The organism is Streptomyces sp. SD15, assembly GCF_054462255.1.
In genome coordinates, this window is the sequence record NZ_JBTLMO010000031.1 from 65,103 (window position 1) to 90,992 (window position 25,890).

The 25,890-nt window shown below is 69.5% G+C and carries 22 protein-coding genes and 1 pseudogene; 8 read left to right on the forward strand and 15 right to left on the reverse strand.

The features are described 5' to 3' along the window. The 5 genes from ACX28W_RS27625 to ACX28W_RS27645 all read right to left on the reverse strand — a co-directional run bounded on the left by ACX28W_RS27625 (position 1) and on the right by ACX28W_RS27645 (position 4,999). Complete coding sequence (locus ACX28W_RS27625; RefSeq protein ID WP_459002263.1) at positions 1 to 864, reverse strand: SAM-dependent methyltransferase; 864 nt, start codon at positions 862 to 864, stop codon at positions 1 to 3. A gap of 58 nt (positions 865 to 922) precedes the next feature. After that, complete coding sequence (locus ACX28W_RS27630; protein WP_459002265.1) at positions 923 to 2,491, reverse strand: ABC1 kinase family protein; 1,569 nt, start codon at positions 2,489 to 2,491, stop codon at positions 923 to 925. A gap of 202 nt (positions 2,492 to 2,693) precedes the next feature. Further along, positions 2,694 to 3,293 (reverse strand): hypothetical protein, encoded by a 600-nt coding sequence (locus ACX28W_RS27635; RefSeq protein ID WP_459002267.1) that lies wholly within the window; start codon positions 3,291 to 3,293, stop codon positions 2,694 to 2,696. Positions 3,294 to 3,388: 95 nt separating this feature from the next. After that, positions 3,389 to 3,865: an RNA polymerase sigma factor gene (locus tag ACX28W_RS27640; protein ID WP_459002321.1), complete on the reverse strand. Its 477-nt coding sequence runs from the start codon at positions 3,863 to 3,865 to the stop codon at positions 3,389 to 3,391. A gap of 486 nt (positions 3,866 to 4,351) precedes the next feature. Then, a complete protein-coding gene (locus tag ACX28W_RS27645; RefSeq protein ID WP_459002268.1) occupies positions 4,352 to 4,999 on the reverse strand; it encodes a TetR/AcrR family transcriptional regulator in 648 nt (215 codons plus the stop codon). A 151-nt stretch (positions 5,000 to 5,150) separates the two neighbouring features. Between ACX28W_RS27645 and ACX28W_RS27650 the strand changes: the two genes are divergently transcribed. Continuing rightward, on the forward strand, positions 5,151 to 6,182 hold the full coding sequence (locus ACX28W_RS27650; RefSeq protein ID WP_459002269.1) for a medium chain dehydrogenase/reductase family protein: 1,032 nt from the start codon (positions 5,151 to 5,153) through the stop codon (positions 6,180 to 6,182). A 291-nt stretch (positions 6,183 to 6,473) separates the two neighbouring features. Here the strand turns inward: ACX28W_RS27650 and ACX28W_RS27655 are convergent, their stop codons facing one another. After that, on the reverse strand, positions 6,474 to 8,864 hold the full coding sequence (locus tag ACX28W_RS27655) for a M4 family metallopeptidase (protein ID WP_459002271.1): 2,391 nt from the start codon (positions 8,862 to 8,864) through the stop codon (positions 6,474 to 6,476). Positions 8,865 to 9,192: 328 nt separating this feature from the next. Between ACX28W_RS27655 and ACX28W_RS27660 the strand changes: the two genes are divergently transcribed. The 4 genes from ACX28W_RS27660 to ACX28W_RS27675 all read left to right on the forward strand — a co-directional run bounded on the left by ACX28W_RS27660 (position 9,193) and on the right by ACX28W_RS27675 (position 12,809). Further along, on the forward strand, positions 9,193 to 9,558 hold the full coding sequence (locus tag ACX28W_RS27660; protein ID WP_459002273.1) for a cupin domain-containing protein: 366 nt from the start codon (positions 9,193 to 9,195) through the stop codon (positions 9,556 to 9,558). A 406-nt stretch (positions 9,559 to 9,964) separates the two neighbouring features. Next, positions 9,965 to 10,492 (forward strand): NUDIX hydrolase family protein, encoded by a 528-nt coding sequence (locus ACX28W_RS27665; RefSeq protein ID WP_459002323.1) that lies wholly within the window; start codon positions 9,965 to 9,967, stop codon positions 10,490 to 10,492. Positions 10,493 to 10,661: 169 nt separating this feature from the next. Next, the gene (locus tag ACX28W_RS27670) at positions 10,662 to 11,726 is read left to right on the forward strand and encodes a right-handed parallel beta-helix repeat-containing protein (protein WP_459002274.1); all 1,065 of its coding nucleotides are present in this window, start codon (positions 10,662 to 10,664) and stop codon (positions 11,724 to 11,726) included. A gap of 54 nt (positions 11,727 to 11,780) precedes the next feature. Beyond that, the gene (locus tag ACX28W_RS27675; RefSeq protein WP_459002276.1) at positions 11,781 to 12,809 is read left to right on the forward strand and encodes a methyltransferase; all 1,029 of its coding nucleotides are present in this window, start codon (positions 11,781 to 11,783) and stop codon (positions 12,807 to 12,809) included. An 81-nt stretch (positions 12,810 to 12,890) separates the two neighbouring features. Here ACX28W_RS27675 and ACX28W_RS27680 read toward each other — a convergent pair whose 3' ends face one another. The 7 genes from ACX28W_RS27680 to ACX28W_RS27710 form a co-directional block, all read right to left on the reverse strand. Continuing rightward, entirely contained in the window at positions 12,891 to 13,223 is a 333-nt protein-coding gene (locus tag ACX28W_RS27680) for a TcmI family type II polyketide cyclase (RefSeq protein WP_362077688.1), read from the reverse strand. 28 nt (positions 13,224 to 13,251) lie between these two features. Then, entirely contained in the window at positions 13,252 to 13,731 is a 480-nt protein-coding gene (locus ACX28W_RS27685; protein ID WP_459002277.1) for an SRPBCC family protein, read from the reverse strand. 2 nt (positions 13,732 to 13,733) lie between these two features. Continuing rightward, a complete protein-coding gene (locus tag ACX28W_RS27690) occupies positions 13,734 to 13,991 on the reverse strand; it encodes a phosphopantetheine-binding protein (RefSeq protein ID WP_459002279.1) in 258 nt (85 codons plus the stop codon). Between the two features lie 24 nt (positions 13,992 to 14,015). Further along, positions 14,016 to 15,263 carry a ketosynthase chain-length factor gene (locus tag ACX28W_RS27695; protein ID WP_459002281.1) on the reverse strand — a complete coding sequence of 416 codons (1,248 nt, stop codon included), beginning with the start codon at positions 15,261 to 15,263 and terminating at the stop codon, positions 14,016 to 14,018. Continuing rightward, positions 15,260 to 16,528, reverse strand: coding sequence for a beta-ketoacyl-[acyl-carrier-protein] synthase family protein (locus ACX28W_RS27700; protein ID WP_459002283.1), 1,269 nt, complete (start codon positions 16,526 to 16,528; stop codon positions 15,260 to 15,262). The genes ACX28W_RS27695 and ACX28W_RS27700 overlap by 4 nt, the downstream gene beginning before the upstream one ends. Beyond that, positions 16,525 to 17,007 (reverse strand): cupin domain-containing protein, encoded by a 483-nt coding sequence (locus ACX28W_RS27705; RefSeq protein WP_459002285.1) that lies wholly within the window; start codon positions 17,005 to 17,007, stop codon positions 16,525 to 16,527. Before ACX28W_RS27705 ends, ACX28W_RS27700 begins: the two co-directional genes overlap by 4 nt. Before the next feature lie 69 nt (positions 17,008 to 17,076). Then, entirely contained in the window at positions 17,077 to 18,201 is a 1,125-nt protein-coding gene (locus tag ACX28W_RS27710) for a SchA/CurD-like domain-containing protein (RefSeq protein ID WP_459002286.1), read from the reverse strand. 234 nt (positions 18,202 to 18,435) lie between these two features. On the opposite strand from ACX28W_RS27710, the gene ACX28W_RS27715 reads away from it, so the two are divergent. Continuing rightward, positions 18,436 to 20,112, forward strand: coding sequence for an FAD-dependent oxidoreductase (locus tag ACX28W_RS27715; RefSeq protein ID WP_459002288.1), 1,677 nt, complete (start codon positions 18,436 to 18,438; stop codon positions 20,110 to 20,112). A 354-nt stretch (positions 20,113 to 20,466) separates the two neighbouring features. On the opposite strand, the gene ACX28W_RS27720 is transcribed toward ACX28W_RS27715, so the two are convergent. Next, positions 20,467 to 22,203 (reverse strand): ABC transporter ATP-binding protein, encoded by a 1,737-nt coding sequence (locus tag ACX28W_RS27720; RefSeq protein ID WP_459002290.1) that lies wholly within the window; start codon positions 22,201 to 22,203, stop codon positions 20,467 to 20,469. A gap of 498 nt (positions 22,204 to 22,701) precedes the next feature. Between ACX28W_RS27720 and ACX28W_RS27725 the strand changes: the two genes are divergently transcribed. Then, positions 22,702 to 24,093, forward strand: coding sequence for a carboxypeptidase regulatory-like domain-containing protein (locus ACX28W_RS27725; RefSeq protein WP_459002292.1), 1,392 nt, complete (start codon positions 22,702 to 22,704; stop codon positions 24,091 to 24,093). A 215-nt stretch (positions 24,094 to 24,308) separates the two neighbouring features. Here the strand turns inward: ACX28W_RS27725 and ACX28W_RS27730 are convergent. Next, positions 24,309 to 24,606 (reverse strand): annotated as a pseudogene (locus ACX28W_RS27730) (MGH1-like glycoside hydrolase domain-containing protein); the annotation flags it as partial. Positions 24,607 to 24,714: 108 nt separating this feature from the next. On the opposite strand from ACX28W_RS27730, the gene ACX28W_RS27735 reads away from it, so the two are divergent. Continuing rightward, positions 24,715 to 25,890: a cytochrome P450 gene (locus tag ACX28W_RS27735; protein WP_459002294.1), complete on the forward strand. Its 1,176-nt coding sequence runs from the start codon at positions 24,715 to 24,717 to the stop codon at positions 25,888 to 25,890.

Consider the following 25,890-nt stretch of genomic DNA (forward strand, 5'->3'; position numbering starts at 1 on the left):
TCACCGCCCGCCGGCCGGGATCTCGGCCGTGACCAGGATCATGGCGTCCTTCTCGACCCCCGCGAACGCCGCCAGATGCGGGGCGAACCGCTCGACGGCGTACGGCAGCGCCAGCAGGTCCGCGACTCGCGCCTGCCACCCGTACCCGCCCCACCAGCGCTCCGCGTCCGCGAGATGCCACACCCACGGCGTCCCCGAGCCGGACAGCGCCTCCAGCCAGGGCTTCACGAACGGCGAGTCGGCGGTGTCGGCGTTCAGGCACTCGGCGCCGAGGGTGCTACCCGGCGCGGACAGCTCGCTCGCCGTGCCGATCAGGCTCTCCACCGCCTCCGGCGCGAGGTAGAAGAGCAGCCCCTCGCACAGCCAGGCGGTGGGACGGCCCGGGTCGAAGCCGGCGGCGAGCAGCGCGCCACGCCAGTCGCCCAGCAGGTCGGCGGAGACGGTGGTGCGCCGGGCGACGTCCGGGGCGCGCCCCGCGAGGACCCGCTCCTTGAAGGCCTGTACGGCCGGCAGATCGACCTCGAAGACCTGCGTCGCCGCGGGCCAGTCGAGCCGGTACGCCCGGGTGTCGAGCCCCGATCCCAGCAGGACCACTTGCTCGCACCCGCCCCGTGTCACGGAGAGCAGATGGTCGTCGAAGAAACGGGTGCGCACGGCCAGCCAGTCGGGCAACACCTTCTGCAGGACGCCGGCTCCCGGCGGGGCACCGGCCGCCCCGGCGGCGTCCAGGAACTCGGCCGCGAGAGTGTCGTCGAAGAGCGCGTCCGCCCGCGCGGATTCCTGGGCCCGCATGCGTACGGTCCACAGGGCCGTCTCCGAGACTCCGTCCAGGGAACGCTGCGTGTCATGGTGCTGCATGGGCATGGGTGATTCTTCCTTTGTGCGTACGGTTCATGACGGTTGGTCAGAGAGACGTGAGGCGTCAGCGGGGTGCGCGGCGGCGGTCGAACAACAGGGCCGCGGCGCCCAGCGCCAGCAGGCCGCGCGACGGCGACCAGGGCCGCTGCCCGCCCATGGACGCGGGTGTGTGCGGCTCGTGGAGCTGGAAGGCGAGCTGACGGTTGGCGGCGTCGGACAGCAGCCCGCGCCACTGTTCCGGTGCGGACGCGGCGGTCGAGAGCAGGTCCATCGTGTTGCGCGCGACCTGGTCCAGGGAGAAGTACTCGCGGATCAGGGCCAGGATGATCCCGCGCGCCTCCGCCTTGAAGACCTCCGCGAGGGCGATGTCCGGCGCCAGACAGCGCACCGAACCCTCCAGGTTCGCGAAGGACTTGCCCAGCAGGGAGATGGCGGGCGCGGAGCCGATGCCCCGCCTGGTCGCCTTCTCCAGGACGGTGGTCAGGGACACCCCGAAGTTGATGTCCTCGAGGGAGGCCGTGGCGACCTTGGGGACCAGCGCCGCCATGTCGGCGGCGAACGCGGGCAGGTTCGACCAGGCGGTGACCCGGCCCATGTCCGCCCACGCCCGGGCGAGTCCGTGGCCGTCGTTCTGGGCGATGGCCATGAGCAGCGGCAGCAACTGCAGACTCGTCCGCCGGTCGAGCCGGCCGACCATGCCCCAGTCGATGAGCGTGGCCGGTCCGCCGGGCAGCGCGAAGACGTTGCCCGCGTGCGGGTCGGCGTGGAACATCCGGTCGACGAAGTAGCCGCGGTACATGAAGCGCAGCAGGTCCTTGCCGATGTCCGTACGCTCCCGGTCGCTGAACGAGCGGCGGTCGAGGTGGCGTACGGAGGTGCCGGGGGCCAGCGACTGGACCAGCACCTTGGGGGTGGCGTGGATGACCCGGGGGACGTCGAGTGTCGGATAGCGCCGGATGTTCTCGCGGGCCTCGTCCATGTTGCGGGCCTCGCCGGTGAAGTCCAGCTCGGGTTCCATCGCGTCGAAGATGGAGCCGAGCATCGCCTCGACGTCGATGACCTCGTTGAAGCGAGGCGCGGTACGGGCGACGATCCTGGACGCCTTGCGCATCAGGGCCATGTCCGCGCGGACGGTGTCCCGGATGCCGGGCCGCTGGATCTTCACCACCGCGGGCCGCCCGCCGGGCAGGGTCACCCGGTACACCTGGGCCAGCGAGGCCGCCCCGAGCGGGCGGACCGTCTCGATGTCGTCGAAGCGGAGCTTCCAGTCTGCTCCCAACTCCTCCTGGAGCACGGGCTCGAAGAGGGCGAAGGGCTGGACGTCGACCTGGTCGTGGAGATTCTGCAGTTCGCCGATCATGGAGGCGGGCACCATGTCGGGCCGGGTGGAGAGGATCTGGCCGAGCTTCACGTAGAACGGGCCGAGACTCTCCAGGGCGTGCCGCACCGCCTTCGCACGGCGTGTCCCGTCCTCGGCGGCCCCGTCCCCGGCGGAGGCCTCGGCTTCCGCCGGGGAGAGGGGGCCCCGCCCCGGCCGCCGGCGCTCCCGCGTCACCTGGCCGACCTCGTCGGCGACGAGGCTTCCCAGTACCTTCACAACCAGCCGGAGCCGATTGCCGAGCATGGCACCCATGTGTCACAACCTCCTGTGCCTGACGAGTTCCGTCGGTCGTGCGCGCGATCGCCCACGCACGTGGGTCATGCGGCGCGATCGCCCACACACCTCGCGCATGCGGCGCAGTTGCCTACCCGCATGGCTCATGCGGCGCGATCACTCACCCGAGGTGAGGCGGTACGCGCCCGGTGGCGGCCGGTGAGACCCGGTCAGCGGCCGCTCAGCCGCTCTTCCTCGCCGCCGGCGCACGGCCGGCACCGGTCACGGCGCCGGCCACCCCCTGAACTCCCTCCAACACGCTCACCAGGGAGGTGACGAGCTCGGAGAGCTGGGCGATCTGCCGAGGCAGTGCGGCCAGGCCCTCCGCCATGTCGGCCGCTCCCGACACAGCGGACGTCGCCCCGCCGGCCACCTGTCCCAGCGCGGCCAGCGGATTGAATCCCCCGGCGGCACCGCCGAGGGCGGCGAGCGGATTCGCGCCGCCGCCCGCGAGGGCCGCGAGCGGGTTGGGGGCCGCGCCGGCCAGTGCGGCCAGCGGATTGGCCGCGCCGACTCCGGCCGCGGCGTTGGCGGCGTTCGCGAGCGCGGCCACGGGATTCGCCACACCACCGAGGGCGGACAGGGCGCTCACCGTCCTCAGTACATCGCCGGGAAGTCCGTTCAGCGCCTGATACGGATTCCCCGGAGTGAGCCAATCCACGGAATGCGCATCATCTCCTTTTCGGTCCAAGATTTCATCGAACGCCTTCTTGGTGCTGTCGGCGATATCGCCGATGAAATCCTTGATCGTGTCCTGGCTGTTATTCTTGCCCACGGTCACTGACCTTTCTCCCTCACCTGCACTCCCGGAGTTCGGGAGCCGTTTTTTATGCCCGCGTCGACTTACGTCACTCGCGGGAAGAAGGCGGAGATCCGTTATGCGACGGCACCGTCCAGAGCCTTGGCGCAGACCAGCCGCAGCCGCGCCCGGCCCCGGGTGAACGCCCCTTCGGCCGCTTTGACCGAGATCTGGTGTATGCGCGCGAATTCCAGCGTGGAGATTCCATGGGCGCGGGCGAGCACCACCTGTCGCTCCCGGCCCCGCAGCAGATGGACCTGATCGAGCAGCCAGCGCCCGAAGTCCTGGTCGCACACGCCCTCGTCCGGCAGCTCGGGCCCGCCCACGTCCGCCGCACGGCGCAACAGCCGTCGCCGTCGCTCCAGTTCGCGGTAGTGATCGACGCACAGGCGCAGGGCGACCGAGGTCAGAAAGGAGCCGATCCGCTCCTGGTCGAGATTGCCGTGAGCGGCCGCCCTGAGCATCGCTTCCTGGACACAGTCCTCCGCGTCCTGAGCATTCGGAAGCCGGCGGCGGACCAGCCTCATCAGTCGTTCCCGATGACCGGCGATCACATCCCAGGAGAATTCCCGCCGTACCTCGTCCTGCGATTCACGTTCCCGAGATTCGCATTCCTGGGATTCATGAATTGCTCGATCAATAGCCCGATCGACGATTCCGAACTCATCTAAGTGGTCTACCAATTCCCTGTGATCCATGGCCCCGAGATTGATTCCTGGGTGCGAATCAGAATATTCGCACGACCTATCCCCCACCCGTCGCGATGTTTCTTTTCCTGGCCGACACATCAACAAACCAGCCGGAATCCCTACCACTCATCCGCATGGAAAACGGACCATCTCGTTCCGGTGAACCCCCCGCCGTGCTACACATTTCACGTGGGCCCACGCGCCCCCTCACGTCTGCGGAAACGTCACGCCATGAGCGGGAACACCTCAAAACGGCGCCGAAATCACACCCGCATCAACCACGGGGGAATCAATCGCGCCAAAATCCCCACTGCGGAGGCAAGCACCGGGCGGGACAGGGATGCGGTGCGGTCAGTGCGTCGGCAGGTCGTCCAGTTCGGCCGCGAACAGCAGGGCGGGGTCGAACCCCATCCCGGTGAAGTGGCCGGCGAGTTCCAGGGACAGGGCGCCGTGCAGCCGGGTCCAGAAGGCCAGGACACGGTGGAGGGTCTCCGGCGGGGCGGGGTGGCCGTCCGCCCACTGCCGGTGGCCGTCGAGGTACGCGCCGAACGGCGTCGCGGGGCCGCCCAAGGGGAGCACGGCACAGGCGTCGAGCAAGGTCGTCATGATCTCGGAGGCGATCCCGGTGACGTCGTCGGGCGCGTGATAGCCCGGGACGGGCGTGCCGTAGAGGAGGAAGTACCGCTGGGGGTCGTCCAGGGCCCATCCGCGCAGGGCGTGCGCCAGCGCGGCCAGGCCGGCACCGGACGCGGCGGCCGCATGGAAGGTGTCGGCAAGGCTTCGGTACGCGTCCCTGATGAGCTCGGTGATCAGCTCGTCGCGGCCGGCGAAGTACCGGTAGAGGGCGGGTCCGCTCAGGCCCATCTGTTTGGCGATCGCATTGAGGGAGAGCGCGGACGCCCCCGCCGCGGCGATCTGCTCCCATGCACGGTCCTTGATCTCCGTACGCACCTGGGCGCGGTAGCGCTCGCGCGGGGTCGTCTTACCCGTTTCCGCCATGGCCTGCCACCCTTCCACCCCCACAACGCTACATGTTCAAGTTTCAGTTAGAGCTTATCGCGAACGCTCTTGACTCACTCCACCTCGCGGCGTTACAACTTCTAACGAACGCAAAAGCAAGTAACTCACGCAGAGTGCAGTGGAGGTCGTCATGAACGCCGAAGGACTCGTCGAAGTCGTCCTGCCGGGCAAAGTGGAGCCGGAAGGGCTTCAGATCCGGCACGGAGCCGTCCCCGCCGCGGGCCCGGGCCAGGTCGTGATCCGGATGGAGGCGACCGGGGTCTCCTTCGCCGAGCAGCAGATGCGCCGCGGCCGCTACTACGACCAGCCGGCGTTCCCCTTCGTACCCGGCTACGACCTGGTCGGCACGGTGCTGGCGACCGGCGAGGGCGTCGAGCCGGGCCTGGCCGGCACCCGGGTGGCCGCGCTGGTCAAGGTCGGCGGCTGGGCCAGCCATGTGCTCGTCGACGCCGCGGACGCGGTGCCGGTGCCCGCCGGGATCGGCGCGGCCGAGGCGGAGACCCTGGTGGTCAACGGCATCACCGCCTGGCAGATGCTGCACCGCAAGGCACGCATCCGGGCGGGGCAGACCATTCTGGTGCACGGCGCCAATGGTGGCGTCGGCTCGGTCCTGGTCCAGTTCGCCCACGCCGCGGGCGTGAAGGTGATCGGCACGGCGTCCGCCCGCCACCACGACGCCCTGCGGGAACGGGGCGTCACCCCCGTCGACTACCGCACCGAGAACGTCGCCGCGCGTGTCCGCGAGCTCGCCCCCGGTGGGGTGGACGCCGTCTTCGACCACGTCGGCGGCCGGGGCATCGTCGACTCCTGGCGCCTCCTCGCGCCCGGCGGCACGCTCGTCTCGTACGGCAGCGCCTCCACCCGGGACGACGAGGGCTCCAAGCAGTGGCCCGTGCTCAAGCTCCTCGGCCGGGTATGGCTGTGGAACGCGCTCCCCAACCGCCGCCGCGCCTACTTCTTCAACGTCTGGGCCGGGCGGGGCCTGGCCAGGAACCGGTTCCGGGCCCGGTTGCGCGCCGACCTCACCCAGGTCTTCGCGGCCCTTGAGCGCGGTGACGTCACTGCCCAGATCGCCGCGCAGCTGCCGCTCACCCGCATCGCCGACGCTCTGCGGCTGGCCGAATCCGGCACCGTCGCCGGAAAGGTCGTAGTGAACCCGTAGGACGTCTCTTCGGCAGCAGCTGATCGCACGCGCTTCTCCCTCCGCCTGAAGCGCCTGGACGGCCACCGGCACCTACAACTGGCACGGCGCTCATTCCTGGCCGTCACCACGGCGATGGCGCTGGTCGGAGCGGCTCATCAGTTCGCCCGCCGCGAGCGTCGCGGTCGCCACGACGCGGGCCCATGGGGGGAGCCGGAGGGTGGCGCCGGCATACGGGAGCCGGTGCGACGTGGGCCATCCTTGCGGGTGTCCCACGTCGCCGCTGGTGCCGGAGGTGTCAGCTGGCGCCGATCAGCTGGTCGTCACCGCGGTGTCATCGACGACGAAGCTGGTCTGGAGGGAGGAGTCCTCGACGCCGCTGAACTTCAGGGCGACGGTGGTACCGGCGAACGAGGACAGGTCGAAGGTCTTCTGGGTGTATCCCGTGGCCTTGTTGAGGTTGGAGTAGGTCCCCAGGGTCGTCGATCCGGCGGTGATCGTCAGCTTGTCGTACTGGATGCTGGTGGTTGTCTCCGCACTGTCGATGTGCAGCCAGAAGGTGAAGCTGGCCTTGCAGCCGCTGGGGATCGTCACCGACTGGGAGAGCGTGTCGGTGTGCGTCGATCCGTAGCCGTCCAGCCAGGCCTTGTAGGAACCGCCGTGCGCCGCCTGGCTGCTGGAGTTGGTGATCACGCCGCTGGTGGCGGTCCAGGTGGTGTTGCCCGACTCGAAGCCGGGGTTGCCGAGCAGCTGCGTCGAGGTGCAGGTACCGCCGCCGGCGGAGCTGACGGTCCAGGTGAAGGACGCCGTGCCGCCGGCGCCGGTGCTGTCGGTGACCGTGACGGTGGTGCTGTAGGTCCCGGCGGTGGTCGGGGTCCCGGTGATCGCCCCGGTGGAGCCGCTGATCGACAGGCCGGTGGGCAGTCCGGTCGCGGCGTAGGTCAGCGAGCCGCTGTTGGTGCTGCTCGCGGAGATCTGCAGGCTCACCGCGGTGCCGACGGTGGAGGACTGGCTGCCCGGGTTGGTGACGGTCACGCCGCTCGTCGGCGGGGTGACATGGGCGCCGACGTTGATGCCCGCGAAGGCGTTCGCCACCCCCGCGTACTGGGTGGAGTTGGCGCCGTACAGCGCGGTGGCGGCGTTGAGCGCGGCGGTACGGGCGCCCGCGTAGTTGGTGCTGGACGTCATGTACGTCGTCAGCGCCTTGTACCAGATCTGCAGGGCGGCGGCCCGGCCGATACCCGCGACGGCGACACCGTCGGAGGTCGGGCTGTTGTAGGTGACGCCGTTGATGGTCTTGGTACCGCTGCCCTCGGAGAGCAGGTAGAACATGTGGTTCGCCGGGCCCGAGGAGTAGTGGACGTCCAGGTTGCCGATGCCGGAGTACCAGGAGTCGGCGGAGCCGCCGTCCTTGTCGGGCTCGTCCATGTAACGCAGCGGGGTGCCGTCGCCGTTGATGTCGATCTTCTCGCCGATGAGGTAGTCACCGACGTCGCTGCTGTTGTTGGCGTAGAACTCCACGCCGGTGCCGAAGATGTCGGAGGTCGCCTCGTTGAGGCCGCCGGACTCACCGGTGTAGTTCAGGCCCGCGGTGTTGGAGGTGACGCCGTGGGTCATCTCGTGGCCGGCCACGTCGAGCGAGGTGAGGGCGTGGGTGCCGCCGGAGCCGTCGCCGTACGTCATGCAGAAGCAGGAGTCGTCCCAGAACGCGTTGACGTACGCGCTGCTGTAGTGGACGCGGGAGTAGGCGGCGACGCCGTCGTTCTTGATGCCGCTGCGCCCGAAGGTGTTCTTGTAGAAGTCCCACGTCACCTGTGCGCCGAAGTGGGCGTCGACGCCGGCGGTCTGAGTGTTGGAGCCGGAGCCGGTGCCCCAGGTGTCGTCGGCGTCGGTCATCAGAGTGCCGGTGCCGGACGTGCCGTTGTTGAGGCTGTACGTCCGGTGGGTGCCGCGTGTGGTGTCGTTCAGTTGGTACGTCGAGCCGGACAGCGTGGTGCCGATGGTGACGGTGCCGCTGTACTGGCTGTTGCCGGTGCCGGTCTGGATGCCCTGGAACTCGGAGAGTTTCTCGCCGGTGGTGGCGTCGGTGATGACGTGCAGCTGGCTGGGGGTGCCGTCGTCCTGGAAACCACCGATGACCGTCTCCCAGGCAAGCTTGGGCGTGCCGGTGCCCGCCCAGATCACCTTGGGGGCGCTGTCGGTGGTGGGCTTCTCGGCGTCCAGGGCCTTCGCGGCCTTCAGCGCCTTGGTCTCGGCGGCCGATTTGGCGAAGGTCGCGGTGGTGGAGGCGACCTTGATGGTGCGCTTGTTGTTGAACGTACTGCTCACCGTGCCGGTGGCCACGGAGGCCGGCGGGGTGTGCACGACCAGGTCGCCGCCCAGCACCGGCAGGCCGGCGTAGGTGCGCTCGTAGCGTGTGTGGAGGGTGCCGTCCTGGTCCTTGACGACATCCTTGACGACGAGCTTCTCCTTCGCCCCCAGGCCGAGGGAGTCGGCGGTCGCCGTGGTCTTCTTCGATGCGCTCTTCAGCAGTGCGGTGTGCTGGGCCGGGGTGAGTTCGGCCTCCAGGCCACCGGTGCGCAGCGGACTGGGGTGGGGGGCGGGTTGTGCGGCCGCCGGGACCGTCTGTATGCCAACTGCCAAGAGCGCGGCGGCGGCCGCCAGTGCTCCGGCCGCGGTCGCCGGACGGGGGATTCGTCTCACTCGTACTCCTACTGCTGCGGCCGCGCATTGTCGGCCGGTGACAGCCCGGGCAGACGGGATGTGCTGCCCGGGACGAGCTGAGCAGTGCGGTGCGGGGCCCCTGGGAGGGCCGTGTGGGGCCCGTGCGGCAGGTGGAGGAAGAATGGCAGCTTGACAAGGTCATGTCATGTACGCGGAGAGCAATCGAGGGACGATCGAGGGTTATCCCTCTACGACGCGCGCACTGGCGGGGTGGCGGAACCGCCCTTCACTCGGATGGCGGAGCCAAGTGGACAGGCAGACGATGGAGTGGAGGGGGCTGTGCACGGCCGGATTGGAGGGAGTCGTCATGATGGAGGTCAAGACGGTCGACAAGCCGGATGAACGGCGCAATTTCCCTCGCGGCCACCTCGAAGCCGTCCACCTCACCGGTCTCGACTTCGCGGTGGGAACCTTCGAGCCGGGTTGGCGCTGGTCCGAGTCCGTGAAGCCGATAGCGGGAACCGAGAGCTGTCGGATCCACCACAACGGCTTTGTCGTCCAGGGCCGGTTGCGTATCCGCATGGACGACGGCGCCGAGAGCGAGGTCGGCCCCGGCGACGTCTTCGTCTGCCCGCCCGGACACGACGCCTGGGTCGTCGGTGACGAACAGACCGTGGTGTACGACTTCGCCGGCGGCATGGCGACGGAGTACGCGAAGGCGGCGCGGGAATAACTCCCGTTGCGGGGGCCGTGAGGGTCGGCATCCTTCCTTGGTAGTACGCCCTGGTCCCGTGCCTGCTCCTCAGGGTGAGGGGCAGGCACCTCCGTGAGCACGACGCGCCCCGATACGGCAGGCACGGAAGCTGGACGTACGAGTTCGAGGAGGGTGTCATGAACCGTCAGATCCGCATTCGTCCTCATCCCCGCCCCAGTGCGGGGCGCGAGGTGAAGATCGACCGGAGGACACCGTCGGGGCGGCTGCTCCCCTACTGAGCCGACGGTGGTCGGCTACCGAGCCGTCCGCGCCGGAGCGGACCATGTCGACGATGCCCGTCCGGCTGTCGGCACCGATCCCCCGGCGCGGTGCACGGCGCGCGCGAAGCCGCGGGCCGGGAAAGTATGATCACCCAATGTCTGACATGACCGAGACCACGCCCGGCTGGCTGACCTCCGACGAGCTCGAACAGGCACGGGCACGCATGCCGATCCTGTATGTCGAAGCCGTGCCGGTCCGAGTCGACGACAACGGCGAAGTCACCCTCATCGGGCTGCTGCTGCGCATCGGGCCGGACGGAACGGTCAGCCGCGCCCTCGTCTCCGGCCGGGTCCTGCACCACGAACGGGTCCGGGACGCCCTGCTGCGCCACCTGGAAAAGGACCTCGGCCCGGTGGCGCTGCCCCGAATCCCCGCCTCGCTGCAGCCCTTCACCGTCGCCGAGTACTTCCCGACGCATGGGGTCACGGCTTTCCACGATCCCCGCCAGCACGCGGTGTCCCTCGCCTACATCGTCCCGGTGACCGGCGACTGCCGTCCCCGTCAGGACGCCCTCGACCTGGTGTGGTTCAGCCCTGAGGAGGCCTCCTCCGACGTGGTCCTGGGCGAGATGCCGGGCGGGCACGGAGCCCTCCTCAAGCAGGCCCTGGCCCACGTGGGCCGACTGTCCTGACCGGCCCTCGGAGTTCACGTCCTCATAAATCGCCGAGTCAGAAGTGAGGCGGGGAAGGCCCCTGTGAGCTGACCCACCGTCACTCCTTCGCACTCCCAGGGGCGACAGAAGCGGCCCACCTGGGTGATCAGCGGTGGCGGGCCGGAACACCCGCTCATAGCTTCGGCCTATGACCAAACAACAGATGGCCTATCTCGCATGCACCGCGGTCGTCGTGGCGTCGGGGCTGGGCGCCGCCGCACCGTCCGCCGACCACCTGAAGGTGCACCGGGTAAGCCCCGGCCAATCCATCCAGAAGGCCGTGAACGCCGCGAATCCGGGGGACACCATTGTCCTCTCCCCCGGCACCTACCGAGAGAGCGTCCGCATCACCGTGCCGGACCTGACCCTGCGTGGCTCGGGCGCCAAATCGTCCGTCATCGTCCCCGCCAAGTCCTCCGCCAAGAGCACGTGCGCCAAGGCCGGCCACGGCATCTGCGTGACCGGAACGGACAAGAAGCGCGTCGCGCGCGTCACCCTGAGCTCACTGACCATCAGAGGCTTCGCCAAGAACGGCCTGTGGGCGTCCGGAACCGATCGGCTGACCGTCCAGGGCGTGACCTCCGAGAAGAACGGTCAGTGGGGCTTCGCCCAGGAGAGGTCCGTCCGCGGCGTGTTCCGCCACAACGTCGCGCGGTCCAACGGCGACGCCGGGGTGTTCCTGGCCAACACGATCGACACCGAGGAAGGGGCCCGCGACTCCAAGGGGGCGGTGATCAGTCACAACCGCCTGCTCGGCAACCGGATCGGCGTCACGGTGCGCCGCCTGCGCAACCTGACCATCGATCACAACGAAGCCACGGGAAACTGCACCGCGGTGTTCGTCGTGGGCGACGAGTCCAAGCCTCGCGCCGGGAAACTGAGCGTGCGCCGGAACTTCATCCACGACAACAACAAGTACTGTCCCAAGACCCCCCGGCTGCCCTTCCTGCAGGGCTCGGGGATCGTCCTCACCGGCACCGAGGACACGCTGGTGACGGAGAACGTGGTCGAGGGCAACGTGGGCAAGTCCCCGCTGTCCGGCGGGATCGTGCTGTTCAAGAGCTTCGTCGGTGCCCCCAACCAGCGCAACCAGATCCGCGACAACGTGGTGCTGGGCAACGGCACGGCCGATCTGGCCAACCGGGACACCACCAAGAGCAACACCTTCCACGGCAACTGGTGCCGGGTCTCCGAGCCCGCCGGCATGTGCTGACCGGTCGGCTCCCCAGACCCCTCACCCCGCATGACAGCAGAAGCGAGGCAACAGATGACGACCGTTGATCAGACTCCCCCGCCGCCCATGCGGCTGCGGGAGCTCGTTTTCGGGGCGGCCTGCGCCGCCGCCGTACGCGCGGCCGCCCGCCTGGGTGTGGCCGACGCCCTGGAGGACACGCCCATGAGCGTGGACGACCTGGCGGCCGCGGTGAAGACCCAACCGCGGACACTGCGGCGGCTGCTGCGCGCACTGTCCTGCCAGGGGGTCTTCACGGAACACCCGGACGGCACCTTCGCGCACACGGAGATGTCCCGGCTGCTGCGCGAGGACGATCCGCACAGCCTGCGGTACATCGCCCTGTGGTGCACCGAGCCGTGGACGTGGAACGTCTGGCCGAAGCTCGACGAGGCGGTCCGCTCCGGCCGTAACGTCTTCGAGGACGTGTACGAGAGGGAGTTCTTCGACTACCTCAACGAAGAGGCTCCCGAGTCGGCGTACGTCTTCAACCGCGCCATGACGACGTCCAGCGAGCAGTCGGCGCGGGACGTGGCCAACCTTCTCGACCTGGGCGGCGTGTCCTCGGTCGCGGACATCGGCGGCGGCCAGGGGCAGGTCGTGGCCAGCCTGCTGGAGAAGCACCCCAAGATGCACGGCACGCTGCTCGATCTGCCGGGCGTGGTGGAGAACGCCGATCCGCGCCTGCGCAGCGGCGGCTCGCTGGCCGGACGGGTGCGTATCGTCGCCGGGGACTGCCGCGAGGACATCCCGGTCCAGGCGGATGTGTACATCATCAAGAACATCCTGGAGTGGGACGACGAAAGCACCCGCAGGGCACTGGCGAACGTCCGGAAGGCGGCGCGGCCCGGCGCTCGTGTCGTCGTCATCGAGAACCTCGTGGACGACACCCCGTCGATGAAGTTCACGACGGCCATGGACCTGCTGCTGCTGCTCAACGTCGGGGGCGCTAAGCACACCCGGCAGAGCATGGTCGAGCGGCTGACGGACGCCGGTCTGGTCATCGGCGAGGTCCGCCCGGTCAACCCGTATCTGCACGCCTTCGAGTGCACCATCCCCGGCTGACCCGGAGGGCGCAAACCCCGAGGCCGCCGGTTCCGCGTCTGTCGCGGAGCCGGCGGCCTCGGGGTTTGTCCGGGCGCTCGCTCAGGAACCGGCGTTCCGGTCCCAGCGGTAGAAGCACTGCGCCATGGCGTCCTTGGGGCTGCGCCACGTCTGCGGGTCGTACGCGCTGACGTACGCCGACAGTTGCTCGCTGACGCTCCGGAACTCGGGGTGCCCGACCACCTTCGCGATGGCGGGTGCGGGGTCCTTGTCGGCTTCGATGAGGTGCAGGTACACGTCACCGAACTGGAAGAGGCTGCGCCGGTTGACGCCGATCAGGTGCGGGAGTTCGCCGCGGTCGGAAGCGGCGAACACGTCGGCGATCGCCGGCGCCGAGCCCTGCTCCATGCGGGCGACGATCAGGGCGTGGTGCATCGAGTGTCCTTCCTTCCTGAGTCGGCGATCAGCGAGGCATGACGGGTGCGACGCTACGGTCGCGGGCGACCTGCTCGATCTTGTCCCGGATGAGGGCCATCTGGGTGCGGGAGTTGCAGTTGATGTTGTCCGTCATCCAGGCGTCGTCGACCGGGGCGTCGGGCTTCATCGCGAAGTCCTGCACCCAGCGCATGTGGACGCCGTCCGCGGTCTCCTTGTACTCCCACAGGATGTTCATGTGGGCGAAGGGTCCCGTCTCGACGCGGCGGGCCCGGACGGTCCGCCCCTTGCGGTCGGTGATCCGTTCCGAGACCCAGCTCCAGACCTTCCCGGACTCGTCCGGGTGCATGGTCAGGCGGAAGGTCGTCGTGTCGCCTTCGCGGGACAGCACCTCGACGGACGCGTACTCGCTGAAGAGCTGCGGCCAGTTCTCGATGTCGTTGGTCATGTCCCAGACCAGGTCGAGAGGGGCGTCGATGCTGATGCTGTTCTCGGTGTGTCCTGCCACTTTCAGGCTCCAGTCTTGAGGGTGGTGTTGACGAGCTCGAGGAATTCGCGGGGGGTCTTGCAGCGCTCCGCGTCGACGGGGAGCGGCCGGCTGTACCGGTTCTCCAGCTCGCCGACGATGCCGAGCAGGCCGAGCGAGTCGAGGCCGAGGGTGCCGAAGGAGGAGTCCGACGCGTGCTTGAGCTCCTGGGGGTCGACGGTGACTCCGGCTGCCTTCTTCATCAGCTTGGCCAGTTCGTCGACAGTGACTTCGATGATCATGTGTGCTCTCCTTCCCGCCCGGTCCTACCGGGCGAATTCACCACCGCGGCGCACTACCAGCGCCGCGTTGGAACCCATGAGTCCCCTGCTGAGGACCAGGGCCGTGTGCAGCTCGGCGGGGCGAGCGCTGGACATCACCAGATCGAGGTCGTGGCAGATGTCGAACACGTGGGGAGTGGGGGGTACCTGGCCGTTCTCCATGGCGAGCACCGCGGCCGCGGTGTCCAGCACGGGTGCCGCGCAGTAGGCCCGCCCCATTCCGGTCTTGGGAGCTGTCACGGGTACGCGCGTACCGTGCGCCCCGAGGGCGTCGGCGATGGCCAGGGCTTCGGCGCGGTCCGCCTCCGGTACGCCCAGGGCATCGGCGAACACGACGTCGATGTCCTCAGGGGCGCAGCCCGCCTCGTCGAGGGCGCCCCGGATCGCGTGGGCGAGCCCCTCTCTGGACCGGTCCCAGCGGGAGGCGCCGGTGAAGGTGGCGCCGTGGCCGGCCACGATGGCCCGGACGTCCGCTCCGCGGTCGAGGGCGCGGTTCTCGTCCTCGACGACGAGCATGGCGCCGCCCTCCGCGGGTGCGAAGCCGCACGCTTCCTTGGTGAAGGGCCGGTAGGCGTGATCGGGCTCCTCGACGGTGCTGAGCTCGGGGTATCCGAGCTGGCAGACCATCGAGTACGGGGCGAGGGGTGCCTCCGCGGAACCGGCGACCACGACGCCGGTGCCACGCCGTACCCCCCGGGCGGCGTGCGCGATGGAGTCCAGGCCGCCGGCCTCGTCGCTGGCGACCACCCCGCACGGCCCCTTGAAGCCGCTCCGGATGGAGATCTGGCCGGTGCTCGCGGCGTAGAACCAGGCGATGGACTGGTACGGGCCGACGTACCGGGAACCCTGCCCCCACAGCTTCTGCAGTTCCCGCTGGCCGAACTCGCCGCCTCCGGACCCGGCCGCGGTGACCACGCCGATGTCGTACGGCTGAGCGGGGTCACCGCTGCCGAGGCCGGCATCTTCGAGGGCGAGGGCGGCCGCGGCCATGGCGAAGTGGCTGAACCGGTCGGTCTGGACCAGGAAGCGTTCCTCGATGAGGGCCGCGGCGTCGAAGGCCCGGACCTCGCCCGCGATGCGAAGGGGCAGGTGGTCGCATCCTTCGCGGGTGATCCGGTCCAGAACGCCGAGGCCTTCCTTGATGGACTTCCAGTACGCGTCGGCGCGCAATCCGTTGGGCGCGATCACACCGATCCCGGTGATGGCCGCGCGCCGGGGGCGCTGCTTGCTCATCGTGTCCTCCCACCCGGCTTGGTCAGAAGCACCGCGGACTGAAAACCACCGAATCCGCTGCCGACGGAGAGCACGTTCCTCAGCTTCCGCGGGCGGGCGGTGCGCGGCACGTAGTCCAGGTCGCACTCGGGGTCGGGTGTCTCGTAGTTCGCCGTCGGCGGTACCACTTGGTGCGTCAGAGCGAGGACGCAGGCGACGACCTCGATCGCGCCGATCGCGCCGAGCGAATGCCCCACCATGGATTTGATGGAGCTCATGGGTGTGTCGTAGGCATGGGCGCCCAGGGACCGCTTCACCGCGGCGGTCTCGTGCCGGTCGTTCTGTCGGGTGCCCGAGCCGTGCGCGTTGACGTAGTCGATCAGCGAGGGGTCGAGGTGGGCCTGGTCGAGCGTGGTGTCGATCGCCCGGGCCATCTCCAGCCCCTCACCGGTGAGACCGGTCATGTGGTAGGCGTTGCCGTAGGTGGCGTAGCCGCTGATCTCGCAGTACACGTGTGCCCCACGGGCACGGGCGTGCTCGTACTCCTCCAGGACGAGCACCGCGCCGCCCTCGCCCATGACGAAGCCGTTGCGGTGGGCGTCGAAGGGCTTGGAGGCGTGCTCGGGGTCGTCGTTGTTGGGCGACGTCGCCTTGATGGCGTCGAAGCAGGCCATGGTGATCGGTGATATCGGCGAGTCCGATGCTCCGGCGATGCAGACGTCGGCCCTGCCCTCCTCGATGGTGTGGAAGGCGTAGCCGACCGCGTCGAGGCCGGAGGTGCAGCCGGTGGAGACGGTCTGTACCGGGCCCTGGGCGCCGAACTGCTCGGCGACCACCGAGGCGAGCGTGCTGGGCGAGAACGCCAGGTGCAGTTGGGGTTCGGCGGCGCGGTGGTCCACGTCCCAGCGCCGCCCTCCTTCGCTGACCAGGACGTAGTCGTGTTCCAGGCGGGTGGTGCCGCCGACGGCGCTGCCCAGGGAGACTCCGATCCGCCAGGGGTCCTCCCGGCCGGTGTCGAGTCCTGAGTCGCGTACGGCTTCCGCGGCGGCGACCACGGCGAACTGTATGTACCGGTCGGCGTGGTCACGCAGCTCCGGGTCGAGGCCGTGCGCGATCGGGTCGAAGTCGCATTCGGCGGCTATGCGCGAGCGCAGACCCGCCGGATCGAACAGCGTGATGCCACGGGTCGCGGTACGGCCGTTGGTGAGGAGGTCCCAGAACGCCGTCGCCCCGGTGCCGCCCGGAGCGACCACACCGATGCCGGTGACGGCCACCCGCCGGGTCACTTTATGGCCCCACTTCGCTCGGACGGCTGTCCGTGGTCCGGCGCGGACATGTTGGGCCCGGCGATGGCGAACTCGGGGCTGGGCGCGGTGTCGTCGGTCACCTCCGTGTCGACGTGGCCGAGGCTCGGACGCGGCGCGAGCGGACCCAGGTGGAAGACCATGCGGGCTTCCGCGTCGCCCACGTTGCGGAAGCGGTGCCGCATGTTGATCGGGATCAAGAGGCCCTGATCGGGCCTGAGCGCGTACGTCTCACCGTCCAGGTCCACCTCGAGCGCGCCGTTGACGACGTACACGAACTCCTCGGAGTACGGGTGGTAGTGCTCGCCGATGCGCTCGCCGGGCTGGACGATGGCCAGGCCCATGAAGCCGCTGGTGGAGCCGCACGTTGCGGGCGTGAGCATGGCCCGGATGTCGCCTCCGCGTCTGCGGTTGGGTTCCGTTTCGCTCAGGTCCACGATGCGTGGATGCTGCTTGATCATGGTTGACACCTCCGGGTGTGGCAGTGACGTCCGGGTGGAACGGACCCGGACTCGGGCTGCGGTAGTCCGTCAGGAACCGGCCGAGCTGCGGTCGGTGATGGGCATCATGTCGGCGTGCGACAGGAGGCGGTTGACGTTGCGTTCCGTCCCGAGGGAGCCCTCGACACCGATCGCGGCACCGTCGAGGAGACGCTCCAGCTCCGCGCTCTTCTTGGCGCCCTTGAGACCGAGGGAGGCGACGGGGTCGCTGTCGAGCTCGCCCACGATGTCGATGAGGCGCACCACGATGTCGTCGCGCTGGAAGACGGTGCTGCTGTGCACCGGGCTCTTCGGGTCGTCCGCCGCGGCCTCGTCCTGGTGGGCGAGCAACCGGGCCAGCTCCATCCCCGAGCCACGCTTGGCCGGGTAGTACAGCGCGTGCCGCCGCAGGTCGGCGGGTGCCTTGCGGCCGGACACCACATGGTGCACGGCCGGGAGCGCGGCCCGGGTGAAGAAGACCCGCGCCGAGTCGGGGTCGGTCAGGTCCCGGTCCTGTTCCAGGTACGGGTTGATGGCCTCCTCGACCGCCCGCACCTCGGGCTGGCGCGCCACGTGGCGCAGTGCCGCGAGGAGGTCGCCCTCCACTTCCACGGCCCGCACGACGCGGTTGCCGTGCATGAACAGCGAAGTGCGGCGCAACCGCGTGGTGTCGTCGACCTGTGCCTGGGGCGAGCTGTACCCGGCCAGGATCTCGGCGACCTTCGATTCGGAGCCCGGCTTGACGGTGAAGGTGAGGGCGTGGCGTGCCACACCGTCGCCCACGCGGGCCTCCACCTGCATGCCCGCCTTGGCCGACTTCGGGCTGCGCGACTGGTTGGGGCTGGTCTCCCGGAGGATGCTGTAGCGCATCGACCGGGTGTCCCGGACGCAGCTGTGCATCGGCCTGACCGTCTCGACGTGCTCTTCGCTGTTCACCCATGCGAGGAACGGCGGGGCGCTCTCCCACTCGCTGGTGATGAGCCACTGCGAGGGGTTCTCGATGGACTGGCAGAGCTGGTCACTGACGTGACCGGGGACGGACGCGACCTGGTTGCACATGAGTTCGTACGCGTCGAGGAATTGCTGCTGGGCCCCTTCGTACAGATCGAGCAGCAGGATCACCCGCAGCCTGGAGCCGTCGAAAGCCGATTGCGATATGCGTCCCGTGTTGGTCATTCGGAACACCTCTCCTCTTTTTCACGGAAGGTCAGGAACGACCGCGGTATCCGAAAGGCCGGGGTCGCCATGAGCCGATCGTTGACGGGAGCCCCGATGAGCGCGAGCCCCACGGGGCGGACGAGTGAACCGCGGGCCATCCGGGTGCCCCGAGCGCGCGAACCGGTCCTCACAGGGCATGGAAACTGCATCCCCATCCCTGACTCACCTCGCAGGTGACCCTGGAGGCATTCAATGAACCGATTGGAAGAGGCCGGCGAGGTCGGTCACCACACGCCGGTCCTCATCGTCGGCGGCTCTTTGGTGGGCCTGTCCACCTCCCTGTTCCTGGGGCGTCTCGGCGTGCCGCACACGCTCGTCGAGCGCCACTCAGGCACCTCGATCCATCCACGTGGGCGCGGAAACAACGTGCGCACGATGGAGTTGTTCCGGGTGGCCGGGGTGCAGCGGCGCATCGAGGAAGCCGCCTCGGTGCTGGCGGACAATCACGGCATCATGCAGACGCCGACCCTGGTGGGCGATGCGGGTGAGTGGCTGTTCAAGGAGATCGACCCCGGCGGCGGGCTCGCGCGTTTCAGCCCCGGCGGGTGGTGTCTGTGCAGCCAGAACGACCTGGAGCCGGTGTTGTTGAAGAGCGCTCGGGAGCTGTGCGGAGATCTGCGGTACTCCACGGAGCTGATGTCGTTCGAGCAGGACGCCGAGGGGGTTACCGCGCGGGTCAAGAGCCGGGACACCGGTGAGCACACCACCATCCGGGCGGACTACCTCGTCGCGGCGGACGGTCCGCGCAGCCCCATCCGCGAGCAGCTCGGCATCAAGCAGAGCGGGCCGGGCGACCTGTTCCACAACGTGAGCGTCACCTTCACCTCCCGCGGCCTCGCGGAGGTCGTCGGTGACCGGCGCTTCATCGTCTGCTATCTGACCAATCCGGACGCCGACGGGGCCCTGCTGCCGGTCGACAACCGGGAGCACTGGGTGTTCCACGCTCCCTGGCACCCCGAACACGGCGAGACCTTGGAGGAGTTCACCGACGAGCGGTGCGCGGATCACATCCGGCGGGCCGTCGGGGTGCCGGATCTCGATGTGCAGATCACCGGCCGAGCCGCCTGGCACGCCGCCGAGAGGGTCGCCGAACGGTACGCGGACGGCCGGGTGTTCCTCGCCGGCGACTCCGCCCACGAGATGTCCCCCACCGGGGCGTTCGGCTCCAACACCGGTATCCAGGACGCGCACAACCTCGCCTGGAAGCTGGCCGCCGTGCTGAACGGCTGGGCCGGCACCGGTCTGCTGAAGTCCTACGACATGGAGCGCCGGCCGGTCGCGGAAGCGACGAGCGCCCGCGCCTCGTCGCGTTCGGTCGAGCACAGCCACCCCGGGTACACCCCCGGCCCCGGAGTCGGTGGCCCCGGTGGCCCGGGCGGTCCCGGCGGCAAGAAGGGCGGCATCCTCAACGTGGCGCTGGGCTACGGTTATCCGCGCGGCGCCGTCCTGGGGGCCGATCCGGCGATGCCCGTCGTGCCCGAGGGCATGCGGATGACGGGTGAGCCCGGGAGCCGGGCGCCGCACATGTGGCTGGACCGCTCCGGCACCCGCATCTCCACCCTCGACCTGTACGAGCGTTCCCTGGTGCTCCTGAGCTCCGCGGGCGGCGCCGGCGAGTGGCACGCCGCTGCGGCGGGCGTCGCGAAGCAACTGTCCGTGCCGCTCGACTCGTACCGGATCGGCAGTGGGCCCGACGCGGAGCTGTCCCCCGCGAGCGACCAGAACTGGGCAAAGGTGCACGGCGTCACCGCCGACGGTGCGGTGCTGGTGCGCCCCGACGGATTCGTCGCGTGGCGGTCGGAAGGACCGTCGGCGGACCCGAGAACAGCGTTGCGGGAGGCCCTCGCGGCGGTCCTGGACCGGGGCTGACCTCCCCTCGACTCACCATCGCCGGTCGCCGCCGTCCACCCCGATGAGGGCTCCGCTGTGGACAACGCGGCGACCGGCCGGTGGGCTGATGGGCGCCCTGATGAGCACGTCACCACGTTCGCCGCTCGCCTCACCGCCAACCGGTGCCGTGCCCCGTCACCAGGACCGGCAGTACCCAGGCTCATCGAGCGGCAGGAATGAATCCATGGCTGTCTCTCGCTCCAACGTGGTCCATCTCCTGCGCACTTGGCGCGATCCCTTCCTGGCGCCGTCGCTCACATGGACGGCAAACGCTGATCGACCCGTACCTCTGGATGGCGGCCTCGGCGTCTCCCGCAGCGTCGGCGCCCGCGTTCAGTGCAGGTCGGCCCGCGCGGGGCTGTCGTCGAGGAAGCCGCCCGACTGGTGCTGCCACAGCTTCGCGTAGGCGCCGTCCGACGCGAGCAGTTCCTGGTGCGTGCCCTGTTCGACGATCCGTCCGCGGTCGAGGACGACGAGCTGGTCCATGGTGGCGACCGTGCTCAGCCTGTGCGCCACCACGAGCGCCGTCCGCCTCTCCATGAGCCGCCACAGCGCCTCCTGGACGAGGATCTCGCTCTCGGAGTCCAGGGCACTGGTCGCCTCGTCGAGCAGCAGGATCGGCGCGTCGCGCAGGATCGCCCGGGCGAGGGCGACCCGCTGGCGCTGTCCGCCGGACAGCTTGACACCGCGCTCCCCCACCATCGTGTCGAAGCCGTCCGACAGCGCGTCGGCGAACTCCGTGACGTGTGCCGCCTCGGCCGCGCGGCGGATCTCGGCGTCGGTGGCGTCCGGCCGGGCGAACGCGATGTTGTCGCGCAGCGTTCGGTGGAACATCGCCGGGTCCTGCGGCACGTAGGCGATCAGGCTGCGCAGGTCGGCCTGGCGCAGCCTGCTGATGTCCTGGCCCCCGATCAGGATCCGGCCGGCGTCGATGTCCGTCATCCGCAGCAGCAGCCGGGAGAGCGTGGTCTTGCCCCCGCCGGACCGGCCGACGAGACCGATCTTCGCCCCGCTGGGCACGGCCAGGTCGAGGCCCTCGAAGAGAGGCTCCGCGCCCGCGTGGGCGAAGGTCACCTGCTCGAAGCAGACGTCGGCGGCTCCTGGCAGCAGCGGCTCCGGCGACGCCGGGTCGAGCACGGTCGGCGGCGTCAGCAGCAGTTCGGTGAACTGCGCGGCCTCCGTCATCGAGCTCTCCAGGCGGCGGTAGATCTGATTGAACTCGAACATGATCCGGGTCGCGTTGGTGTAGTACGTGAAGGCCACCACGACCTCCTCGACGCCGTTCCCGCCCCCACCGAGCGCGACCGCGAGCAGCAGGCCCAGCGCGTTGGTCAGCACGGACATCGGCGCGACCAGCGTGTCGATGCGCAGGTTGCCGTAGTCCCACGACCTCAGCATGAGCCGCCGCGACTGCGCGACGCGGGACCGGTGCTCTGCGGCCTCGCGTTCCTCGGCGGCGAACGCCCTGACGGTGTCCATGTTCATCAGGCTGTCGGCGACATGGCCCGACACCCGGGCGATCGCCTCCTCGCGCTGGTCGACGAGCGCCTGGCGGCGACGGATCAGGGGCACCACGCACAGCGCCGTCAGCGCGATCATCGTCAAGAGCCCGACAACGAGCAGCGGTTCGTAGAACCACAGCACCACCGACCCGAACGCCAGTGGCACAAAGCTGCCCACGACGGAGAACGTCAGCGTGTCGACGATCTCCTCGAAGCGGGAGGCGAAGCTCAGGACCCGCTTGGTCAGCGACCCGGCGAAGTTGTCGTGGAAGAACGCGGCGTCCTTGGCGAACAGCTCGTCCATGCCGATCACGTACAGGTTCTCGATGCCTCGGGCGTCAAGGCGGTTCAGGCAGTGCAGGCCGATGCGCCACAGTATCTCCGCGAGCAGCAGGACGCCGGCGAAGCCGAGGACGTACGGCAGCGCCGCCCCGACGGCGATACCGGTGTCGTCGGCGATACGGCCGACGAGCTTGGCGACGACCAGCGGCGCGATGTAGTTGATGCCGATGTTGCCCAGCGCCGGCAACAGCATCGCGGGCGCCGTCAGCCGCCGGAGCCGGGCCATCTCCCGTCCGTAATAGCGAACTGCGAGAAGGACCGAGCCCCTGCCCGGCGGCACCTCGCGCGATTCAGGCGATCCCATCCCAACCCCGTGGTGTCGTACGGCAGCCCGCCACGTGCTTCTGTGGTGAGATGCTGTTGCCTCAATGGCCGTGCGGAGCTTTGGTTCGAGTGCCCTCGCTCGAGTAGCCCTCCGACAGGCGGGGCACGACGGAGCCCCCGCAGCTCGCGGCGATCCCCCACGTGCGAGTTACGGGCAGGCCAGGAGTCGCAGTGTCCCGCGACGGCGCCCGCCGAGTCCAAGCGTTTTCTCAGCGGCACGTACGCCGGAACCCCGGGCGGCGAGCACAAGGCCTCGACCAGGCCGTTTGCCCGGCAGGCCCCACCACGACCCGACTTCGCTCCGAGCCGGCACGAAATATTAATGTATCCTACATGTATATTTCGCCTCGTCGGTCGCCAACCGATGAGAGATCCAACGAGAGGGCCGGGTACAAGGACCGTGGCAGACGCCGGACAGACGGGCACCGACCGGGCGGGGCAGCCTCTCCGGCTCCCGGCGACCAGAACTTTCGCGGAGGCCCTCTGGTTTCCCGCAGCCCTCTTCCTGGGATTCCTGTTCTGCTTCGCCCCCGCGCTGCACGCTCCCGAGCCGCACCACGCGACGGTGGTGGTCGCCGGCCCGACCGCGGCACGCCAGGTCGACGCCGCCCTGCAGCTACAGCACCCCGGCGGATTCGACGTCTCCGCCGTATCCGATGCCGGGGAGGCCCGCCGGGCCGTACTCGACCGGACGGCCGTGGCCGGCTTCGCCGGAGGTGACCGACCCGTGCTCTACGTGGCCAAAGCCAATGGGATGTCGCTGGAACAGGCTCTGACGAAGGCCTTCACCGAGGTCGCCGGTCAGCATGACCAGAAGCTCGCCATCCGGGACGTGGCACCCACCGTGAGCAAGGACCTCATGGGGACGACCCTCGTCTACTTCGGCATCGCCTGGAGCGTGCCCGGCTACATCCTCGCCACGACACTGCTGCGTGCCGTGGCCTTCGACCGCCGAAGGAAACTGCTGTCCATCGCGGGCGTCTCCGCCCTGTTCAGCGTCGTCGGTTTCCTCGTCGGCGCCGGACTCGGCTATCTCCCCCACGACCCCGCGGCCATGGTCGTGGCCTTCCTGCTCACCGCGGCGGTGGCCACGTTCGCCTCCGGTCTCGCCCCGTTCACGCGGCAGTTCTTCCCCGCCGTGGGAATGACCCTGTTCATCGTGTTGTCCATCCCCACCAGCGGCGGCGTGGCGCCCGCCCCGATGCTGCCGACGTTCTTCCAGTACGTCCACGCCGTCATGCCCCTCGCCAACGCCGTGGACGCCCTGCGCGGAGTGCTCTACTTCGACGGCGCCGGGCTGCTCAAGCCCGTCCTCGTCCTGTGTGCGTGGACCGCGGCCGGCGCGGCCTTGCTGGGCCTGGACGCGTGGTCGCATCGCCGCAGGGCGACCCGGAGGGACGCAAAGAGCAAGGAGGACGTGGAGGAGCCGCCCGTGGACGACCCGTCCCTCGATGCGCCGACACCCACCGCGCTCCCCGTCCACCGTCACCACTTCGGTGAACCGGTGCCCGACCTGGTGGGCACAGTCCGCGACTCCGAACAGCGGCCCCTACGTCACGCAGCAGTGACCGTCCTGGATCCGAGCGGTCGCCAGTTGGTCTCCACGTCGACGAACGCGCACGGCAACTACGCCGTGACCGGCCTGCCCGAGGGCTACCTCAGCGTGGTCGTCACGTCCTCGGGCCGACAGCCCGTGGCCCACCAGCTGCTACTGCACTCCGGTGAGGTCGTCCGCGCCGACTTCGCCCTGCACGACCGACACCACTCTTCGCGTGAGGCAATCGCCCGGTAGACGTGCCGCACGGGCACACCCGCAGGCCGGAGCCCTCGTGATCGCCTCCGGCCGGGCTGGTCCCGCGTGTCCGGTCCGCGCCCGCCGCACTCCTCTCCATCAGGCCGTGCGCGGCGTCGGTTTCCGACCGGGGGTCGGGCCCGACGCGCCTTCAGGAGTGTCCGCGTCCTGATCCGACGCGGCAGCCTCATCAGCCATCAGGGCCTCGACGCGTTCCTCGCGCAGGTCGATCGGCATCAGGTCGAGCAGACTGGAACTGCCCCACGTGTTGCCGCTTTCGGCGCCCCGGGCGACGGACCGCTCCCCCGTCCAGAGTTCGTCGAGCATGGCCTCCTGGATCTCCTCCGCGCCGCGTGTCCAGTCCCGCGCGTCGTCCGCGAGACCGAGTTCCGCTGCCAGGGCGGCGAGTTCGCGCAGTGGCAGAACGAGGAACGCGGCGAGGTCGGCGGTGACGACCGCGCGCTCGGGGTCGAATGGCGTGGCGTTGTCCCAGCCGCTGTCGATGCCGCGCTGGAGACGGTCCTCACGCCGGGAGCGCGGCGCCCCCGTCCGACTCGCCTTCGGAGCAGTTGTTAGCCTCGGTGCTGTGATCGGTTTCGCCATACCCGGCCTAAGGGCGCGATGAGCGTCGTCGACTCCTTCCCGCTCGGTGCCGCTACCACGCTTGCCGAACTCGCCCGGGATCCGCATGCGCGACTGGCGCTGCTCCGTGCGCAGGAACCCGTGTCCTGGTTGCCCGAGCTCGATGGCTGGTTGGTGACCCGCCGCGACCTCGCGCTGAGCGTGATGCGGGACGCAGCGACCTTCACCGTCGACGACCCCCGGTTCTCCACCGCGCAGGTCGTCGGCCCGAGCATGCTGTCCTTGGACGGTGACCAGCACACCCGCCACCGCGAGCCCTTCACCGCTCCCTTCCGCCCCCGGGCGGTGCGGGACGGCTTCGCCTCGTTCATCGAGCGGGAGACCGACCGGCTGATCACCGCACTGCAGCCGGCGGGCGCCGTCGAACTGAGACGTGCCTTCGCCGGCCCGCTCGCGGTCGCCGTCGTGACCCAGGCGCTGGGGCTGGTCGGCACCACCGCGCACACGGTGCTCTCCTGGTACGACGCCATCGTGCAGTCGGTTTCGGACATCACCGCGGGACATGCGGCGGGGCCCGCCGGCGCCGCGGCGTACGCCCAGCTACGGACCGCCGTGGAAGCCACCGTGACCGACCGGGACGCTGCCTCGCTCCTCGTCTCGGCTGCCGGGCAACTGAACGCGCCCGAGGTGGCGTCCAATGCCGCGGTGCTCATGTTCGGAGGCATCGAGACCACCGAGGCGATGATCACCAACGCGCTGCTGCATCTGCTGCAACGCCCCGACCAACTCGCCCTGGTCCAGGCCGACCCAGATCTGCTGGATGGCGCCATCGAGGAATCACTGCGCCTCGAACCTGGCGCGGCGGTCGTGGACCGGTACGCCACCCGTGACACCGTCCTCGGCCCGGCCACGATCCGCCGGGGTGACCTGGTCACCGTCTCCCTGACGGGCGCCAACCGCGACCCTGCCGTCTTCCCCGACCCCGACCGTTTCGACGTCCGCCGCGAGAACGCACGTCTCCAACTGGCCTTCGCGCACGGCCCGCACTACTGCCTCGCCGCGCACCTGGCCCGCCTTGAAACCCGCATCGCCCTGGAAGGCCTGCTCGAGCGCCTCCCTGCCCTGCGCCTCGACCCGGACCGCCCCACCACACCGTACGGTCTGGTCTTCCGCAAGCCCCCCACCCTGCACGTGCTGTGGGACATCCCTGCCTGA

Excerpts from the sequence above, each read along its gene's own strand:
- ACX28W_RS27660 (WP_459002273.1), top strand. The coding sequence starts at position 9,193 with ATGATGGAGGTCAAGACGGTCGACAAGCCGGATGAACGGCGCAATTTC.
- ACX28W_RS27675 (WP_459002276.1), top strand. The coding sequence starts at position 11,781 with ATGACGACCGTTGATCAGACTCCCCCGCCGCCCATGCGGCTGCGGGAG.
- ACX28W_RS27705 (WP_459002285.1), bottom strand. The coding sequence starts at position 17,007 with ATGATCAAGCAGCATCCACGCATCGTGGACCTGAGCGAAACGGAACCC.
- ACX28W_RS27695 (WP_459002281.1), bottom strand. The coding sequence starts at position 15,263 with ATGAGCAAGCAGCGCCCCCGGCGCGCGGCCATCACCGGGATCGGTGTG.
- ACX28W_RS27710 (WP_459002286.1), bottom strand. The coding sequence starts at position 18,201 with ATGACCAACACGGGACGCATATCGCAATCGGCTTTCGACGGCTCCAGG.
- ACX28W_RS27650 (WP_459002269.1), top strand. The coding sequence starts at position 5,151 with ATGAACGCCGAAGGACTCGTCGAAGTCGTCCTGCCGGGCAAAGTGGAG.
- ACX28W_RS27625 (WP_459002263.1), bottom strand. The coding sequence starts at position 864 with ATGCCCATGCAGCACCATGACACGCAGCGTTCCCTGGACGGAGTCTCG.
- ACX28W_RS27690 (WP_459002279.1), bottom strand. The coding sequence starts at position 13,991 with ATGATCATCGAAGTCACTGTCGACGAACTGGCCAAGCTGATGAAGAAG.
- ACX28W_RS27735 (WP_459002294.1), top strand. The coding sequence starts at position 24,715 with ATGAGCGTCGTCGACTCCTTCCCGCTCGGTGCCGCTACCACGCTTGCC.
- ACX28W_RS27720 (WP_459002290.1), bottom strand. The coding sequence starts at position 22,203 with ATGGCCCGGCTCCGGCGGCTGACGGCGCCCGCGATGCTGTTGCCGGCG.
- ACX28W_RS27665 (WP_459002323.1), top strand. The coding sequence starts at position 9,965 with ATGACCGAGACCACGCCCGGCTGGCTGACCTCCGACGAGCTCGAACAG.
- ACX28W_RS27715 (WP_459002288.1), top strand. The coding sequence starts at position 18,436 with ATGAACCGATTGGAAGAGGCCGGCGAGGTCGGTCACCACACGCCGGTC.
- ACX28W_RS27645 (WP_459002268.1), bottom strand. The coding sequence starts at position 4,999 with ATGGCGGAAACGGGTAAGACGACCCCGCGCGAGCGCTACCGCGCCCAG.
- ACX28W_RS27670 (WP_459002274.1), top strand. The coding sequence starts at position 10,662 with ATGACCAAACAACAGATGGCCTATCTCGCATGCACCGCGGTCGTCGTG.
- ACX28W_RS27680 (WP_362077688.1), bottom strand. The coding sequence starts at position 13,223 with ATGCACCACGCCCTGATCGTCGCCCGCATGGAGCAGGGCTCGGCGCCG.
- ACX28W_RS27630 (WP_459002265.1), bottom strand. The coding sequence starts at position 2,491 with ATGGGTGCCATGCTCGGCAATCGGCTCCGGCTGGTTGTGAAGGTACTG.